We start from the raw sequence: 17604 nt of genomic DNA on the forward strand, positions 1-17604 counted from the left end.
TAGATTAAAGCTCATCCTCGGTGCCCTGTCGCGTCGTGTCAAGAGCCGACAGGGGCGGTGGCCATCGTCAGGGAGGTCATCACGAAACGCTCGATGAGATCTCGCTCCTGCTGCTGAGGGATGTTGTGCCGCAGGATGATGGAGGCGTAAACCGTGTGAAGCCAGTCGGCGAGATCCTGGTTGGACAAGTCGTCACGCAGCAGGCCGTGACTGCGGCCGTAGTCCAGCCACGGGCGCCAGAACTGCAGCGCGCGGTCGGTCAGTTCGGGTGTCCACAGCGCTTCGTGGGCGGTGATCGGGCTGCCCTCTCCCCACAATGCGGTCAGCTCGGCGTCGTTCCGCAGCGCTTCGATGATGGTCACCGACAGTTCGATGAAGGACTCGTGAAACTTTCCGCCCGGTACGGTGGCGTCAGCTGCGGCGTCATCTGCGATCTCGAGGATGCGGTCGTTGACGGCAGCCAGGAGCAGCTCCCGGCGGTCGAAGAACACCTTGTAGACCATCTGCCGGCTACAGCCGGCGACGCGCCCGACCTCCGTCATCGTCACGCTGCGAATTCCCTTGGTGCGCAGAAGGTTGCGTGCCGCATCCAGAATGCGGCGGCGCACTTCCGCGCGGGTCGATCGCGTCACCTCGGCAGATTACCCCGACGTCGGTCGTCTATTGACAAACAACAGCGATGTAGACATTATCCCCCTAGCATATACATCAGAGCTATTTTGTAATCAAAGGGGCACAGATGTCTCTGACCGTGCGACCAGGGGGAAGCCTCCACGAACCGCATCCTCGGTCCGAACCGCCGCCGCTGGGCAGGCAGGGGCCGGCCACTTTCCTGGCGCTGATCGGCGCCGTGTGGTTCGTCTTGTGCGTCTACGTCATCGCACGCTGGGTGACCTCGGAGGACTTCACCCCTGCGCCCCGTATCGGCCCCGATGTCATGGAGGACTGGCGGCTGATCGCCCTGCGGGTGTTCGAGGCGATCAGCCTCGCGGTGATGGCCGCGTTCGTCTGGTACTGCGTCGTCAAACCCCTGCGGGAGACGGGACGGCTGAGCCTCGACGGAAAGTTCGTGATCGGCGGCATCATCTGCTTTGTCGCCGACGCCTTCCTCAACGTGCAGCAGTATCTGTTCGCGTGGAACAGCGCCAACGTCAACCGCGGGGTGTGGGTGCGGTTCCTGCCCTTTCACAATCCCGATGCCCCCACCCGGTATGCGGAGTCCCTCGTCTGGGGCCCGCCGATGTACATCTACTTCTGCGCGGGCGTGGCGATCGTGGCCTGTCATGAGGCCAAGCGGGTACGTCGACGGTGGCCGAACATCACCAAGTTCCGCCTGTTCGTGTTCATCTTCATCTTCGAGTTCCTCTTCGACTTCATCGTCGAGAACATCGTCATCAGGACCACCCATGCCTATGCTTTTGCGAAAACGTATGAGCCGCTGACGCTCTGGGCTGGCGAAGTGCACCAGTTCCCGATCTACGAGTCCGTTCTGGTGGCCTTCGTGGGCTGCGTGTTCACCTGGGCTCGAATCGAGGCCGACGACCGACCCGTCGGGTTCTCACCCATCGAAGTCGGTGTCGAGCGGTGGCGACCGTCGCTGCAGCCGCACGTCCGCAACTTCGCGGTGCTCGGCTTCTGCATGGTGACGCTGGTGTTCGTGTACCACCTCCCGTTCAACTGGTTGGGGATCATCGGTACGTCGTATGCCGACCTACCCACTTATCTGTTGCCGGGCTGACCCGGAGCACCGACGATGCGGTATCCCCAGCAGACATCAAGCACTGCAACACAGTTCGAGCGTCGACTTCCCACCGCGCACCGATCGCCCCGATTCGGCCGGCCCCCGGCGAATGGGTTGACGCACTATGACCGAGGTCATACCATCAACCCCCAACTCAGGCGGGACGTCGCTTACCGGGGGTGCGCTGAGCGTCACAAGGGCTCATGGAACGACAGGGGACCCGCATGGCCGGCGGGGTAGCTGCCAGTGCCTTCGGGTTGACGGGAGCTTTTGGGCTCCGGAAAAAATTTTCGGTGGTAATTTTAATTCTAATTAGAAGTAAGTAGGAGACCGTCGATGGTGTTGGTGCCGGATTCAGGGGGCGATCGTTGACCGATCGCGACCAACCTCCGGTTGACGGCATGGACCGCGCCGGGGCGCATTCGAGGTCCGTCGCCGTCCTCGAGCGTCCAGGCGCCGACGCGAAACCTGGCGAGGGTGGCGCGGCCGGCGGCCGGCTGCACGCCTCGACCCGCGCGGTGCGGGCCGGGCTCGGCAAGGCCGCGGCGAAAGCGGGCTCGATCCCGACGACGAGCGTCGCCACGACGGGACGCGGTGTACTCCTGGCGGCCAAGGTGCTGCGGTACGCCGTCACCGACACGCTCACGCTCAGGTTGCCGTTCGGTGAGCTCATCATCCAGGCCTGGACGCTGTTGAAAGTCACTGCGCTACCGGCGGTTCTGATGGCCATCCCGTTCGGGGCCATGGTGGCGGTACAACTGTCCGGCCTCGTCAACGAGGTCGGTGCCAACTCCTTGGTCGGCTCTGCCACCGGCGTCGCGGTCCTTCGTCAGGGCGCACCGGTGACGGCGGGTCTGTTGATGGGAGGCGCAGCGGCGGCGGCCATCGCGTCCGACTTCGGGGCGCGCGCGATCCGCGAGGAACTCGATGCACTGCGCAGTCTCGGCGTCGATCCGGTGCGGCGACTTGTGGTACCGCGGTTCCTGGCGTTGATGCTCATCACGCCGATCCTGGTCGTGATCGTCATCGCGATGGGGGTCGGAGCCGCGTTCCTCATCGCAACAGTCGTCAACGACGTGACGCCGGGTAGCTTCTGGCTGTCGTTCGGGGCATTCGCGAAGATGGTCGACGTCTGGTTCACCCTGGCCAAGGGGTTCGCGTTCGCGGCCATCGTCGCCGTGATCTCGTCGCAGCGCGGGATGGAGGCCAAGGGCGGGCCGCGTGGCGTGGCCGACGCGGTCAACGCGTCGGTGGTGCTGAACGTCCTCTTGATCGTGATCGTGAACCTCGCCATCACGCAGTTGCAGACGATGTTCTTTCCGATGGCGGTCGCGTGATGGCCACGTCCACCAGTCACGCGGCCGCGGCGCCGTCGAAGCCGCTGCGCCTGCTGCGTGCACCCGTGAACGCGCTGGTGCGGGCCATGGAGAACGCGGGGCAGTGGCTGACGTTCGTGGTCCAGACGTTCTGGTTACTGCCGATCACGGTTCGCAAGTACCGCCGCGAAACGATGGCGGTGATGAACAATCTCGCGTGGGGTCGCGGATCGATCATCGTCGACGGGGGCGTGGTCAGTGTGCTGGCGATTTTGGGGGTCACGGTCGGCGCCATCGTGGCGATCGAGGCCTACGCCACGCTCAACCTGATCGGACTCGGTGCCCTCGCCGGTGTGATCGGCGGTTGGGGCAACGTGCGCGAAATGGCGCCCCTGGTGGCGGGGGTGGCGTTCGCATCGCAGGCCGGATGCCGAATGACCGCAGAGATCGGTTCGATGCGGATCGCCGACGAGATCGATGCCACCGAAGCGATGGGGCTGCGAGCCATCCCGTTCGTCGTCGGCACCCGGGTCGTCGGCGGCCTGTTGTGTGTCATCCCCGGATTCCTGCTCACCCTCGCGATCAGTTTCGTCACCTCGAGCACCATGATCAAGGTCTTCTACGGTCAACCGGGTGGCACGTATGACCACTACTTCGTGCAGTTCCTCACGGTCACCGACTTGGGCTACTCACTGTTGAAGGCCGTCGTGTACTGCACGGCGGTGACCGTCATCCATTGCTACTACGGCTTTTTCGCCGCAGGCGGACCCGTGGGCGTCGGCGAGGCATCCGGTCGCGCGATCCGGACCAGCCTGGTCACCATCATGGTCTTGGATCTCGCGACGACCATCCTGCTGTGGGGCCTGCGCCCGGAATTCGTGTTCAAGGGGTAGAGGGTAGCCACGGTGCTGTTTCGAATGTCCGCGGAGGCCGAGAAGCGGCGGCTGGCCATCATCGGCACGGCACTGACGCTGTGCGTGACGGTGGGGGTCCTGTTCGCCGTGCTCAACCCCTTCGCCGGCCGCCCGGCCGGGCAGATCGATGTGGAGTTGGTGCTGCCGTATGTGGGCCAAGGGGTCTCGCCGGGAACCGCCCTGCTGCTGCACGGCGTCGAAGTAGGACGCGTGACCGGGGTGTCGAACCTGCCCGGCGGCGCCGTTCGCCTGGACACCGCACTGCAGTCGGCACCGACCGCAGGGCTGACGGACTCGCTGGTCGTGGACTTTCGGCCGGCCAACTACTTTGGGGTGACAGGTATCAATCTGTCTGCCGGACAAGGGGGTACACCGCTTCGGGACGCCAGTCGGATCACCACTGCCCCGAAGGGCAACTTCACGTTGCAGACCCTACTGGCCCGTCTTGGGGAGGTCACCGACGGTGTGGTGACACCACAGTTGATCAACGTCATCCACAAGGCCACCCGCTACACCGACGCACTCAACCCGCTCCTGGAGACGATGGTGACCACCGCGGAGGCGGTCACCAAGGTGCAAACGGTGAGCACCGAGCGACTGTTGCGCAACGCGACCGGGATCAGCGTGGTGTTCCCCGGCTTTGTCGACGCCGCGACCGCGGCCGGTTACGGCTTCAACCAGCGCAGCGGGTTCGTGACGTTCAATGTGTCCGGCGCTCCGGCCCTTCCGGGCAACGGGGAGGTCCCGGTTCCCGGACAGCCACAGTCGGAGGAGTTCTGGCAGACACGATCACGCACGACGCTCGACCTGCTGGCCAGTTCGTTCTTCGGTGCGGTGGGCAAGGTCTTGTCCTCACATCCCAACGATCTGTTGCCCGCCGTGGGTTTGGTCAAGACGATCAGCGACACCGTCCCGGGCCTGGTAGCGCCGGCCGGAATCGGCGACGCGATGGTGGAGTTGCGAACGCGGTTCGAAAAGCTCTACGCCGGCTCGCCGGAACAGCGCGCACTGCAGGTGCACATCCTGCTCGACGGCCTTCCAGCGGTACAGGCCCCCGTCAACGCGATGGGAGGACCGTGATGAAACCATGGGGCGCGCTGTGGCGCTTTCTGCTGAGCGCCGCCGTGGCCGGACTCATCTTCATCGTGATAGTGAACGTGCTGCGGCAACCCGTCGCCAGCGAGACCCACTCCTATACCGCGGAATTCACCGACGTATCGGGGCTGCATGTCGACTCTGACGTGCGCGTGCGTGGAGTGCGCGTGGGCAAGGTGCAGGGAATCGACCTCGAACGCAAGGCCGGTCAAAGCATCGCCCTGGTCAAGATCAGCCTCGACAGCAATTACGCCGTGGTGGAATCGACCCGACTGGCCGTGAAGTATCAGGCCTTGACCGGCCTGCGCTACATCGACGTGATCGATCCGGCCGAGGGGGATTCGCCCGCGGGGGCCGTGAGCCACGTGCCGCTGACCCAGACCCAACCGTCGTTCGACATCACCACCCTGTTCAACGGGCTGCAGCCCGCGCTCGCCACCCTGAGCCCGGAGGATATCGACATCTTCACCGAGAATGTCGCGTCCTTCCTGTCCGGTGACGGCAGCGGCCTGGGGCCGATGCTCGACAGCGTCCGGAAGTTGACCCAGTTCGTCTCCAACCGGCAGGAGGTGGTGGCCACGCTGATGCGCAACCTGTCGACCCTGGCTGAAACGTTCGGCGGGCACTCCGCGGATTTCGTTCAGGTGTTGGAGTGGCTCAACCGCCCGATAGACGCGGCGTTGACCGTACTGGACGAGTTCCGCAAATCCGAACTGTACGGACCGCCGTTCACCTCCGCTGCGGTCCGGCTACTGCACAACATGGGATTCCAACCGGGGCAGGCCGACATCGACGAGGGCATTGACCGCGCGATCACCGTCTTCGATGACTACAGCGACGCCTTCAAACGCATCCCGGTGATGTGGGACAACGTGCAACCCGCGGCCGCGCCGGATACGCCGCTGCCATGCTCACGGGGTCAGGCGCAGTTGCCGGAATCGCTCGACATCCTGCTCAACGGACAGCGGGTGATCTTGTGCAATCCCTGAAAATCCTCTCCAGCCAGATGTTCTGGGGCATCACCGCACTGATGACGGTGGCGGCGGTGGCGGTCGCCGCGGCGGTTGTGTACATCAGCCCACCCGGACAACAGACGATAACCTTCTACACCACCGACGCTGCCGCCATCCGCCCCGGCGACGACGTACGCATCGCCGGCATCACTGTCGGCAAAGTCAAGGACCTCGCGATCGAGCCCGAACAGATCAAGGTCCGCGCCTCGGTCGATCGAAATGCGTTCGTGGGGGACCAGTCGCAAGTTCAGGTGCGCATGCTCACGATCGTCGGCGGCTACTACGTCAACCTCATCTCACTCGGCGACCAACCGTTGGGGGACAGGCCAATACCCGCTGAGCGCGCCGCCGCGCCCTACAACCTCATGCAGGCACTGACCGACGCCACGAAGGTCACCGACCGCGTCGACCCGAAGCCCATCAACGAGTCACTGAACCAGATTCAAGCGGGCCTGACCGGAACCAACGTCGACACCCTCTCCGCGATCATCGACGCCGGCAACGCCCTGACGACCACGATCGACAAGCAGCGCGGCCAGATCGCCGAGATCCTCGCCATATCCGACGAGTACATCCGCGAGCTCAGCCAGTTCAAAGGGAGGCTGCAAGAACTCGTGTCCAAGATCGCCATCCTCGAGCAGACCCTGGTGGTCTACGGCAAGGGCTTCGGCGGGGCGCTCAGCGGTATGGGCGACATCGGAGACGCCTTTCTGGAACCGTTCGGGCGCTTCTGGGTGAACCACCGCGAGGAATTCATCGAGAAGGTCCGCGAGTGGCAGGACAGGTTCAGACGATGGGCGGACCACAACAGCCGAATCATTCCGCGGCTGCGGCGCATCAGGGACAAGATCGAGCGGGTCCTCGACGCGCAGAACGCCAGACCGGAACTGCTTGCTACGGATCTGTGCATCCCGATGCCAGGAAGTCCCTGCTGATGGACAGCGCACGGAAACGCCACGGGGCACGCGCCGCGTCGACACTGATCGCGGCCGTGACGCTCGCCGCCGCCGGAACATCATGTGCCGTCGGCGGTCCCGCGCACGTCGCATACTGCGCGATGATGCCGGACAGTATCGGGCTGTATGTCGGCAACCCCGTCACCCAGATGGGCTACCAGATCGGAGAAGTCACCGCCGTGTCGGCCGGGCCGGAAAGTGTTCGCGTCGACTTCTCGGTCACCGAGGAACGGCCGCTGCCCGGCGACGTCAAGGCAGTGATCCGATCCCCGTCGATTCTCGCCGACCGTTCCCTGGAACTGGTCGGCAATTACACCGGCGGCACGCGGCTCGAGCACGGCCACTGTGTGCCGCTGGACCGCTCGATGTCGCCGAAAACGCTTTCGGAGGTCATCGGTTCGGCCGACACGTTCATCGACGCGATCAATCCCGACGGGTCGACGAACATCGCCGACACCGTGCGCGGTCTCGATCAGCTCGCGCACGACAACGGCGCCGACGCGGGCGAGTTGGTCACGAGGACGTCGGCCCTTCTGGACAGCCCGGACCAGTCGATCAGCGACATCGGCTCGATCATCCAGAACCTCGCCGAGTTGACGACGGCGTTGAAGGACATGAGGGGACCGTTGAAGCAGATCCTGCTGGACGCGCGAACCACCACTGGCGACATCGCCACGGCGTTGGACGGAACGGCGCGACTGGCGGGGCTGACCGACATCGGCAACCTGGGACCGTTGATCGAGGCGGTTGCCGTGATCGAGACTCGCCTCGGCGACGAAACGCAGCTGACACTGGACACGCTGAGTGCGACCGTTCGCAAGGCCAGCCCGCACGCCAATGCCTTCGCGGCGCTTCTGGATCCGGTGCCCTGGTGGATCAATTCCGTCGCCAACCATTACAACGACCGCCACCTGAACATCTTCAACATCGCCTATCGGCCACCGATGTTCCGGGTCCGAGCGCACAACGGGTTGGCGCTCTGCGGCTTCTTGAACAGCTCGATGCCGGGGAGTTGTGCCGATGTCAACGGCATACCGTATGCCGTCGATGTCGCACTGCTGCAGTACGTCCTGATGCAGGCGAACCAACGATGACGCAGCGGATGTGGACAACGGTCGTCGCTGCGGCGCTGGCCGTGCTGCTGTCGTCGTGCGCGTCCATCAGCGTGAACTCGTTGCCACAGCCGGGGGCCAAGGGGTCGAACGGCTATGAGGTCGTGATCGAGTTCGACAACGTGTTGAACCTGCCGGACCGGGCCAAGGTGGTGCTCGACGGGACGGTGGTGGGGACCGTCGACCGTGTGCAGCTTGCAGGCAACCGGGTCGACGTCGTCTCACGCATCGACGAGAACGTCGTCGTGCCCGCGGATATTCGTGCGACACTTCAGCAGTCGACGGTGCTTGGCGACACCTATGTGGCTCTCGAGCGCACATCGTCCGGAGACGCTACCGTTGCGGCCCTGCACGCCGGGGAGCGAATTCCGTTGACGCAGACCACTTCACCACCCCAGCTCGAGGACACGATCGCCAACCTGGCCAATTTCGTCGGTAGCGGCTCGATTCAGCGGATTCAGAATTCCATCCTCGAGGTCAACAAGGTGACTCCCGCCCGCACCGAGGAACTGCGCGCGATGGTCGAACGCGTAGCGGTGGACTTGTCCGACCTCTCGAACAACATCGAGACGGTCGATCTCTGGCTCGACGGCGTGGCGGGCACCACAGAGGTCATGCACCGGAACCAGTCGGTGTACGACTATTGGCTGTCTCCATCGGGCATGGTCGGTTTCGACCGGGCCACCCAGACGGCGGGCTACATCGGGACCGTGCTGCCCTCGATCGGCAGCATCTACAGCGGGGGCTACTGGCTGGTTCCGTTGTTGAACTCGCTCGCCGACGCGATGGGCGCGGTTCAGCAGACGAAATGGAACGTCGAATCCGAAGTGCCCGCATGGCGGAAGCTGTTCCTCGAGTACTGGCTTCCCCAGGACAAGAACCCGGCGATCGACATCACCTCGATAAAGACGCCGGATGGTCGCGAACTGATCGGAAACGTCGAAGACGTCCTGCGGATCCTGGGGGCAATGCCATGAGGACGGTGAAAAACGCACTCTCGTTCGCCGCGTTCGCGGTGATCATCGTGGTCACGGTCGGCTACATCGCCAGCTTCAGAGTTCATGCGGCGGCCCCGGACAACCGGCTCGACATCTCCATGGACGTGCCGGACGTCAAGGGACTGGTCGTCGGCTCGCGCGTGCTGTTGCGCGGCGTCCCGGTAGGCAAGGTCACCGCCGTCGAGACCTCCGTCGACGCCGCCACCGTCCACTTCTACGTCGACGGGCGACACCGCGTACCCGTCGACAGCCAAGTCCGGCTGGACAATCTGTCTGCGCTCGGAGAGGCCTACATCGGATTGGTGCCCCGGACCGACGATGGTCCAGTGCTCAAGGACGGACAGCACATCTCCACGGAGTCGGTCGTGGTTCCACCGTCGATCTCCGAGCTGTCCACCAGCGTGGTCCGTGTCCTCAACCAACTCGACCCGGGCAGCCTCAAACGCACTGTGGAGGAGGCCGATGTGGCACTTCCCGATCCGGATCGGGTGCTGCCGAATCTGGTTCGAGCCAGCCAGCTGCTCAGAAACATGACGGTGAGCATGAACGGCAGGGGGCAGGAGGTGCTCGCCAATTTCCAGACCCTGCTTCAGAACGCGGACTGGGTGGGCCCGGCGCTGGCCGACATCGGTCCCGATGTCCGGGCGGCAGGTGACGGTATCGCGGGCACATTCTTCGGGATGATGAACACCATCGCGTGGAACAACCCGGAGAACATGGATCTGTTCGGCAACTTTCTTGCACGGATCCAGGCGTTTCTGGATTCGCGCGGACCCGACGTGAAGGTCCTGGCGCAGGCGTTGACCCCACAGTTCACCGGAATCGGGGGCGCCCTGATGAATATCGACACCGGCCGGCTGTTGGCCAACGCGCTGTCCGGCATACCGGAAGAGGGGGCGATCACGCTCCGCGTCACCATCCCCGACCGCTGAAGCAAACCGACAGACCCACCAGCCCGCAGGAGAGCCAATGTCGAGCAACGAAACTGAGAAGCCCGAGCACACCGCCCCGGCGCCAGCCGAAAGAGTGGAGCCCGAATCCGGGCATGCCCCGGGTGACGCCCCGGACAAGGCGAAGCAAACGCCGCAAATCGCGATTTCGCTGAAAAGCCTCGCCGTCGGGGCGGTGATCGCGGTCCTTGTGGCGGTGGTCGGCGTGCTGACGTGGTTGTACATCGGCGAATCGAACAAGGTGAGCGCCGAGGCCCGCGCGGACGAGAAGCGCACGCAGGCCGAAGATGCGGCGCTGGACTACGCGGTCAACGCCGCACAGATGGACTACCAGGACCTCGAGCAGTGGAAGATCGAGCTGGTCAACGGGACCTCGCCGGAGTTGAACGACAAACTGACCACCGCCGCGGGGTCGATCCAGGAGATCCTCACACCGCTGCAGTGGAAGTCGAGCGCCCGTCCGCTCGCCGCGAAGGTGCGTTCGGAATCCGGGGGTATCTACGTGGTCGACGCGTTCGTCAGCGTGCTGACCAAGACCATGCAGGCACCAGACGGTCTGCAGTCCACTGCCACTTACAGCGTGACGTTGGACAGCAACAACGATTGGCAGATCACCGATGTGGGCGGTGTCGACGCCGCCCTCGGAAAGTAGCTGCGGTGGGTGGGCGTTTCCGGCGCGCGACGGTGGCTTTCGTCCTGACGGGAGCGTTCGTCCCTGCCGTCACGGTCGGGGCCCAGCCGCTTCCGGACCACGACGGCATGCCTCAGCCCCTTCCAGTGGTGGTACCCGCTCCCAGCGAGTGGGAGCCCAAGTACCCATTCCCGTACGACCAGTTTCGGCACTTCGTCACCGAGCGGGACGTCACGGCCGAACGGGAGATGTGCCAGTGGTTCAATGCGCAGTTCTTCGAACTCAAAGACCAGATCGAGGCCCTGAACAACGCCATCATCCGGCACAACGGCAGTTTCGATGCCCCCGAGGTGCGGCAGCGCTTCGACGTCGTCACGGCCAACCTCGACCAGTCGCTGGCATTCCTCGGGCCTCGGGCCCAGGCGCTGACCCAGGCCTACGACTCGGCGGGAGACATGTACTTCCCCATCTACCAGGGCGATGCCTTCTACGCCCTGTGGCAGCAGTTGTCGAACGTGAGCAACGGATTGAAGGCCCGCCAACCGACATGGTTCACGGGGCCGTCGTTTCTGCACGCGCAACGCATGGGTAACAAGATCAGTAGGTCGAATGTCTGCGACTAACGCTCGGTGGCCGGTCGCCATCGCCGTCATGTTGGCCGTCGCGGGTTGGCTGGGAGTGCCGGCTGCGGTGGCCGAGCCACACCCGGCGCTGGCCCAAGCGATCAAGTCGGCGCGGGCCGGTACGGCATGCGACACCCTGCAGTACAGCCCGAAGGCCGAGCTGGCCGCAGAGATTGTCAACCGATCGACGCGCGACTATGTGAATTTCACCGCGGAATACGTGCCCGCGGACGACCCGCATCCGACTGCGATCGCCAAGGACGTGGGAATCGAGGGCACCAAGGTGATGTCGCTTCAGGGTGCGGCCAAGACCGAGATCGACGCCATCAAGGGTCTGCTGCTCCAGGGACATCAGGCGCTGTCCGACTGCGGATATACCGACTACGGGGTCAGCATGCTCCACGAGCCGCAATCGGGTTACAGTCTCGCCGTTGTCGTGATGGTCGGCCCATGAGCCGACCAGGGTTGCGGGCCGTGTCGTGGCTCATGAGCGCACTAGCACTGTGCGCCAGTAGCATCGGCGCATCCGCTACTTGCTGGGCCGACGACACGGCCACTGACGAGTTGATCACCTACGAGGTCGTGTCCGATCGGATCGGCGCGGCGAACATCCAGTGGCAGGACAACACCGGGCGGCGATTCGCGTCATGGGCATCGCTGCCGTGGCGCGCGGACGTGCGGATGCGGGAACCGCTGTCACCGCCGCCGGGCGGTAGCCAGGTGCGCGCCGACTGGCGGCCGAACGCCTATCCCGCCAATTGGGTGACGGTCCGGATCATCTACCGGGGCGAGGTGATCTGCCAGAGCACACTCGATCTCGGCAACGCCGCCTGCTACGGCGCCACGCGGCGGGTCACATGATCACGAACTCGACAGATTGCGGAGGTGTTCAGCTGTGAAGCTGGTATTGGCCATCGCCGGTGCGCTCGCGGCGGCTCTGGTACCGGTGGGCCCTGCGCTGGCCGGGCCGGAAGAACCTGTGCCCCAGGCAGATCCGTGGCCGGACATCCGATACTACGACCGGCTCGAGGCCAACGCGTTCGTGCTCCCCGGCGGGATATGGTTCAGGGCGCCGACGGGGCAGTCGTGCGGCATCTGGGGCCTGGGCAGCTTCGGCTGTGCAGGACCGATTCCCGGCGCCCCGGCCGGGACCACCCACATCGGCTGGATCGACGGGGACCGCGCGGTGCACTACGACTGGTCGATGGCCGTGCGGTTTCCGCCGACACAAGCCCAGCGGCCGTTGCCGCCGCGCAGTTCCGTCACCCATCAGGGGACCACCTGCGCCGTGACGCCCGACAGCTACACCTACTGCGAGCGCGGCCCGCTGCGCTTTCTCATCGAGCCCACCAGAACCTGGCTGTCACCGCCGTGGATGGACCTCAGCTGGCAGGTGCTGGGACCCTCGTCGTGCAGTCCACCCGGTGGCGGACCCTGCTACAGCTGACCGAAAGTACCCGGCGAATTGCGCCATCACACAACGCAACCGACGCTCTTTCACCGGTTGCCCACGAAGCTCTGCGTTTCCCCTTCGGGCGCGGGCAGATCGAGCAACCGCGCCAGGGTCTGGCTCGCGGGGTTGGAAATCCGCATCGGCGCACCCGGTGGAAGAAGGCCGGCCTCCACCATCATGTTGCCGGCCCTGTGCATCAGGATGGACAACCGGGTCGCGGCGAACACTTCGTAGAACGCCACCAGGCCGTGGTCGACGGCGACGCCCGCAAGCTCGCTGTAGCGAGCGAGAGTCTGTTGCGCTGTGGGGAATCCCGGCAGCGGCGGTGCGCCGATCCCCTCCGTGTAGTACCGCTGCAGAAACTGCCACCAGCCCAGGTCGAGTTCACGCGGGCTCACCGAGAGCATCTCCCAGTCCAGCACCGCGGCAGCCCGAAGCTGGTCGTCGAAGATGATGTTGCCGATCCGCGCGTCGCCCCAGTTGAGCACTTCGGACCCGGAACTCGTGGGCCGGTGTTCGCGGATCCAGGCCAGCGCCTGCTCGACAGTCGGATTGGACTCGCCGTTGGCCGCCCATGCAAAGGTGTTTTCCCAGAACCGAAGCTGTCCGTCGAAGCCAGCCTCGGGGTGGTCGCGCAACTTGGCCAGTCCCGCCGCGTCGATATCGACGGCGTGGATGGCCGCGACCTGCGACAGCGCGTTCTCGTACAGTGTCGCCTGCCGTTCGGGTGTCAACCGGAGGACCCAGCCTTCCGTGGTATGCGGCGGATCGTCGGACGGTACCCGGCCGCTGACGCGCTCCATCACGATGAAAGGAGCGCCGAGCAGCGCAGCATCCGGTTCGCTGAACAGCATCCGCGGCACCGGTACGGAGCTGTGCTCGCCGACCGCGCGCATCACGTCGAACTCCAACTGCAGGTCATAGCGCGGGAATACGGCCGGTCCCGATGGCTGGACGCGGGCCACCAGGGCATGTTGGTCACCATCCCACGTCGCGTCGAAAAGCACCGTTTCGCCGGACATCCCGTTAGACCGGGGGATGGTCACACCGGTGACCTCGACCGCAGAGGTGGGGGACACATGTCGAGTGATGGCCTCGGTGAGTTGACCTGCCGCCCACTGCGGGTCGGTCTGATTCTGCAGCGCCATAACGCTCCTCGGACTAGTAGGGCTCGGTTGCGTGTTCGGTTTCGAGGCCGTCACCACCGCGACGGCAGAAGGTAGGACGGAAGTAGGCTGGTGACGTCGGAGTCGACCGACACCGACAGCCAACTCCATGGCAGAAAGTAGGTGACCGCGGCCCAGAAGGCGCAGAAGCCGATGAGGGCAAGCTGTCGAATCAGGAACCGAGCACGTGGACGGACGCGGTGGAGGCCCCGCTCTACGAAGCAAAGACCGTGCGGGTCGTCGTAAGCCGACATGCGCAGCAAGGTGAAGCCCATGGCGTAGGCGGTGACGAACACGCTTTCGTAGATCGGGAACTGGTACTGGCTGCCTGCGAAAAGGGTGAAAGCCTGAATCGTTCGCGGGTAAGCGTATATCTCGGCCAGGATGAACAGGTACTCAATACAGATATCCACCAGGAATGTCAGCGCTCCAGCGATACCGAAGGCTTTGACATTCGAGATTGTCGGAAAGCGTTGGCGCAGGGTAAGGATCACCCCACATTCGATGATCGCGAAACCCAAGCCGAGGTAGACGTATTGGGGGACGAACCACACGAACCCCTCGGCATAGTGGGGTGTACTCGACAGCGGGAACAGATGGCCCCACGACCCCCAATTGACGGCATGGGCGTTCCAGGCGAAGGTCCAATGAAAATAGTTGATCAGCGGGTCGATGGGCGCCGCCAGCGTTGCGGCGATGAAAAGCATGCCGTCGAGGCCAATCCGACGATGCCGTAGCCATGGCCGGACCAGGCAGTACCAGGCCATCGAGACCATGATGGCGATGCTGAGTCCTTCGACCACCCGCATCGCGATCAGCCGCCACAAGTCGTACTCGTCGGGGCCCGGAATCGTTGCGGGACCGAACGATCCATCCGTACTGGTCATCCACCGGACGAACACCTGGCCGATGAAGACCAGCCACAGCACGCCGAGGCAGGCCCATACGGTGACCGCGCCACCGCGGCCGGGGTCAGCGGTCGAGGCGCCGGCTCCAGGCAAGAACTGTGGCCGCGAGATCCCGATAAAGGACTTCGCCACAGCCGTGACAAGGCCGTGTTCGCGACCGTCGTGATCGGCACCGATCACGTCCGTCGCACCCGAAGCCGGTCGCATCTCTCTACTTCCCCTGGTCCCGCAGGGCCGTCTGCGCGGCGAGCTTGCCCGGCAGCCCACACACGCCACCGACCGGATGGGTGCCTGCGCCGCTGAGGTAGAGACCGGCGATCGGCATGCGGTAGGCGCCGAGCCCCGGCGCAGGCTTGAGAGGGCCGAACCGGGTGATCAGCGGATCGACGTGATAGACGTTGCCGGCGGGCGCGTTGAACCGCTCTTCGATATCGGGACCACCGAGCACCGCGCGATCGATCTCCAGGGTGTCGAGCCCCTCGTAGTACTGGGCGCAGTCGCGCAACACCGAATCACCGATCTTGTCTCGGACGTCCTCCCACGGCTCCCTCGGCGTCACCGGAATCACCCCGGACCACAGATAGAACGTGCTGCCGTCCTCGGGCGCTTGGGAGGGGTCGACCGCGGACGGAATCATGGAGCAGCTCACCGGAACCGGGTCCGGCCAGTCGCCGCGGACCACCGCGTTCCAGGCGGCGTCCTGCTCCTCGAGGGTGTGCCACGCGGCGAGATGGCGACGCAGATCGAGATCGTTGCCGCGCCATTTCTCGTGACGTTTCATCGACACGTGACCGTCGAGGGCGACGTTGATCTTCAGCGATGTGGCGTGCGTCTTGCGAAGCGGGATGTCCTTGGCACGCACGGCAAGTTTGCGCTCCAATGCCCCGTCGGGCAGGAGTTCGTTGAGGGTGATGACCGGGTTGCAGGTGCTCAGCACCCCCTTACGCGGACGGATGAGTTGATCGTTGTCCAAACGCACACCGGTGACCCGGTTGCCTGCGACCACGATCTCCTGCACCCGGCAGCTGGTGTGTACCGCGCCGCCGTGGGCGGTCAGGCAGCGGTGCAAAGCGGCTGGGAGAGAGCCGGTTCCACCCACTGGCATCATGTTGGGCACCTGCTGCACGACGCCCAGGTAGATCATCGCCCACGCCGTCATGTCCAACCGCATCTGCGAGAACGCCGCCATCGCGGCCAGCGCGCCTTTGGGCAGCTCCGACTCGAAGGTTTCTTCCAGGAACTCGGTGTGTGACGCGGTGGCTAAGTGCCGCAGCGACCACAACCGCTTGGGATGGCGCGCCGCGCCGGCGATGGCGGCGGACATCTCCTTGGTGAACGGGCGCAGCGGGTGGGTCTTCATGTAGGCCACTACGATTTTCATCGCCGGAGCCAGCGCGTTGGCCAGGTCCAGCCAGGCCCGGGCGTCCTTGGCGGAGAAGCGCCGCAGTTCGTCGGCGGTCTTGCCGGCGTCTTTCCAGATGGCCAACGAGCTGCCGTCGGGCGCGAGTTGGACGTGGGCCGGGTCGACCGAGATCATCCGCAGGTCGTACTTGTGCAGCTGCAGTTCCTCGGCGATACCGGACAGCCCGAAGATTCCCGTCGCTTGGATGGCGCCCTCATTGAACAGGTGGTTGGGCGCCTTCTCGAGGAGGGCGTTGGTGGTCGTCATGCCGCCGATCGACGGCGAGGCTTCGACAACGATCACCTGGTGACCGGCCCGGGCCAGGTAACAGCCGGCGGTCAGCCCGTTGTGACCTGCGCCGATGATGACGAAGTCGACCTCACGGGGCACCGCGGGCGCGGGAGGTGTGGTGGGGGGCATAACGCAATCTGACACCAACACGATTCGAAAATCAATAACGATTGGTAAATCGAGTTTAGGCTCAAGCTCAGTTAAGCGCCGGTCGTCCGCGGGCAGGGGTCAGCCCCGGGGGATGTCGCGGCGCAAACGATCTTGAAGGTGTTACCGGGGGGCGTCGATGTCCGGCAGTTCGTCCCAGGCGATCTCACGTGCGGCCGTGGCGTCGACGCCGAACCCGCGCAGCATCATCTCCGCACCCCGAGATTCCGTCGTCGGGCCCGGTGTGATGAGCCCGGACAGGATGGCGCGGATGGCGGCCAGCGCCGCAGCGCTGATCGACACCAGCGCAAGCTCGACATCCTCGATCTTGAATTGGCCGCTGGCGCAGCCGTGTTCAAGGGTCTCGCGTGCCCATGGTCGGACGGCCTCTTCGAACGCGGCATCGGCGCGATCGAGTTCGACGACCACGCGCGCCAATTCGGGCTCTGCGGTGGCGAACCGGAGGAACCGGCGGTACGCCTCCGCCGCCGCCCGGGCTGCATCCGGGGCCGCCACAGCGGTGGCACCGATAGAGCTGGCGAGTCCGGCCAACGTGTCGGCGACCACGGCCTCCACAAGCGCTTCCTTGGACTCGAAGTACGTGTAGAACGTGCCGAATCCCAGATCGGCACGGTCGGTGACGTCGCCGATGCGCAACCCACTGACCCCGCTCTCGGCGATCAGCTGTCGCCCCGCGGTAAGCAACTTCTCTCGAGCGCGGGCCTTGCGACGCTCGCGTCGGCCGACACCGATTGGTTCCGCAGTCACCCGACCATCGTCGCACGGAGCCATCACACCGTCGGGGCCGGCGCCCGCGTACTGAATTAACATTCATCATTGATAGTTGAATCGAACAGCGATAGTGTGTGCGCGTCACCTTCAGTTCGC

19 protein-coding genes are annotated in these 17604 nt (G+C 64.8%); 14 read left to right on the plus strand and 5 right to left on the minus strand.

The window, feature by feature from the left end:
- Window positions 1-38: 38 nt before the first annotated feature.
- Window positions 39-632, minus strand: coding sequence for a TetR/AcrR family transcriptional regulator (locus G6N28_RS11590; RefSeq protein WP_163900388.1), 594 nt, complete (start codon window positions 630-632; stop codon window positions 39-41).
- Between the two features lie 107 nt (window positions 633-739).
- On the opposite strand from G6N28_RS11590, the gene G6N28_RS11595 reads away from it, so the two are divergent.
- The 14 genes from G6N28_RS11595 (at window position 740) to G6N28_RS11660 (ending at window position 12796) form a co-directional block, all read left to right on the plus strand.
- On the plus strand, window positions 740-1738 hold the full coding sequence (locus G6N28_RS11595; protein WP_163900389.1) for a spirocyclase AveC family protein: 999 nt from the start codon (window positions 740-742) through the stop codon (window positions 1736-1738).
- Window positions 1739-2109: 371 nt separating this feature from the next.
- Window positions 2110-3078 carry an MlaE family ABC transporter permease gene (locus G6N28_RS11600; RefSeq protein ID WP_235674543.1) on the plus strand — a complete coding sequence of 323 codons (969 nt, stop codon included), beginning with the start codon at window positions 2110-2112 and terminating at the stop codon, window positions 3076-3078.
- Window positions 3078-3950 carry an MlaE family ABC transporter permease gene (locus G6N28_RS11605; RefSeq protein ID WP_163900391.1) on the plus strand — a complete coding sequence of 291 codons (873 nt, stop codon included), beginning with the start codon at window positions 3078-3080 and terminating at the stop codon, window positions 3948-3950. Before G6N28_RS11600 ends, G6N28_RS11605 begins: the two co-directional genes overlap by 1 nt.
- A 24-nt stretch (window positions 3951-3974) precedes the next feature.
- Window positions 3975-5051, plus strand: coding sequence for an MlaD family protein (locus tag G6N28_RS11610; protein WP_163906139.1), 1077 nt, complete (start codon window positions 3975-3977; stop codon window positions 5049-5051).
- The gene (locus tag G6N28_RS11615; protein WP_163900393.1) at window positions 5048-6055 is read left to right on the plus strand and encodes an MlaD family protein; all 1008 of its coding nucleotides are present in this window, start codon (window positions 5048-5050) and stop codon (window positions 6053-6055) included. Before G6N28_RS11610 ends, G6N28_RS11615 begins: the two co-directional genes overlap by 4 nt.
- Before the next feature lie 17 nt (window positions 6056-6072).
- Window positions 6073-7014: an MlaD family protein gene (locus G6N28_RS11620; RefSeq protein ID WP_179962191.1), complete on the plus strand. Its 942-nt coding sequence runs from the start codon at window positions 6073-6075 to the stop codon at window positions 7012-7014.
- Complete coding sequence (locus tag G6N28_RS11625; protein ID WP_163900396.1) at window positions 7014-8129, plus strand: MlaD family protein; 1116 nt, start codon at window positions 7014-7016, stop codon at window positions 8127-8129. The genes G6N28_RS11620 and G6N28_RS11625 overlap by 1 nt, the downstream gene beginning before the upstream one ends.
- Window positions 8126-9124: an MlaD family protein gene (locus G6N28_RS11630; RefSeq protein WP_179962060.1), complete on the plus strand. Its 999-nt coding sequence runs from the start codon at window positions 8126-8128 to the stop codon at window positions 9122-9124. Before G6N28_RS11625 ends, G6N28_RS11630 begins: the two co-directional genes overlap by 4 nt.
- Window positions 9121-10077, plus strand: coding sequence for an MlaD family protein (locus G6N28_RS11635; RefSeq protein ID WP_163900398.1), 957 nt, complete (start codon window positions 9121-9123; stop codon window positions 10075-10077). The genes G6N28_RS11630 and G6N28_RS11635 overlap by 4 nt, the downstream gene beginning before the upstream one ends.
- Window positions 10078-10114: 37 nt before the next feature.
- The gene (locus tag G6N28_RS11640) at window positions 10115-10747 is read left to right on the plus strand and encodes a hypothetical protein (RefSeq protein ID WP_163900401.1); all 633 of its coding nucleotides are present in this window, start codon (window positions 10115-10117) and stop codon (window positions 10745-10747) included.
- Window positions 10748-10791: 44 nt separating this feature from the next.
- Window positions 10792-11349: a hypothetical protein gene (locus G6N28_RS11645; protein WP_407665010.1), complete on the plus strand. Its 558-nt coding sequence runs from the start codon at window positions 10792-10794 to the stop codon at window positions 11347-11349.
- Window positions 11336-11803 (plus strand): hypothetical protein, encoded by a 468-nt coding sequence (locus G6N28_RS11650; protein ID WP_235674545.1) that lies wholly within the window; start codon window positions 11336-11338, stop codon window positions 11801-11803. The genes G6N28_RS11645 and G6N28_RS11650 overlap by 14 nt, the downstream gene beginning before the upstream one ends.
- Window positions 11804-11835: 32 nt before the next feature.
- Window positions 11836-12210 carry a hypothetical protein gene (locus G6N28_RS11655; protein WP_235674546.1) on the plus strand — a complete coding sequence of 125 codons (375 nt, stop codon included), beginning with the start codon at window positions 11836-11838 and terminating at the stop codon, window positions 12208-12210.
- A 76-nt stretch (window positions 12211-12286) separates the two neighbouring features.
- Window positions 12287-12796, plus strand: a complete 510-nt coding sequence (locus G6N28_RS11660) for a hypothetical protein (protein WP_235674757.1) — start codon at window positions 12287-12289, stop codon at window positions 12794-12796.
- Window positions 12797-12846: 50 nt separating this feature from the next.
- On the opposite strand, the gene G6N28_RS11665 is transcribed toward G6N28_RS11660, so the two are convergent.
- The 4 genes from G6N28_RS11665 to G6N28_RS11680 form a co-directional block, all read right to left on the minus strand.
- The gene (locus G6N28_RS11665) at window positions 12847-13950 is read right to left on the minus strand and encodes a phosphotransferase family protein (protein WP_163900406.1); all 1104 of its coding nucleotides are present in this window, start codon (window positions 13948-13950) and stop codon (window positions 12847-12849) included.
- A 50-nt stretch (window positions 13951-14000) separates the two neighbouring features.
- Complete coding sequence (locus tag G6N28_RS11670; protein WP_163900408.1) at window positions 14001-15056, minus strand: spirocyclase AveC family protein; 1056 nt, start codon at window positions 15054-15056, stop codon at window positions 14001-14003.
- Window positions 15057-15087: 31 nt separating this feature from the next.
- On the minus strand, window positions 15088-16698 hold the full coding sequence (locus G6N28_RS11675; RefSeq protein ID WP_163900410.1) for a phytoene desaturase family protein: 1611 nt from the start codon (window positions 16696-16698) through the stop codon (window positions 15088-15090).
- 141 nt (window positions 16699-16839) lie between these two features.
- Entirely contained in the window at window positions 16840-17484 is a 645-nt protein-coding gene (locus G6N28_RS11680; protein WP_235674547.1) for a TetR/AcrR family transcriptional regulator, read from the minus strand.
- Window positions 17485-17604 lie beyond the last annotated feature (120 nt).

Source organism: Mycolicibacterium pulveris, from assembly GCF_010725725.1.
GTDB classification, from domain to species: domain Bacteria; phylum Actinomycetota; class Actinomycetes; order Mycobacteriales; family Mycobacteriaceae; genus Mycobacterium; species Mycobacterium pulveris.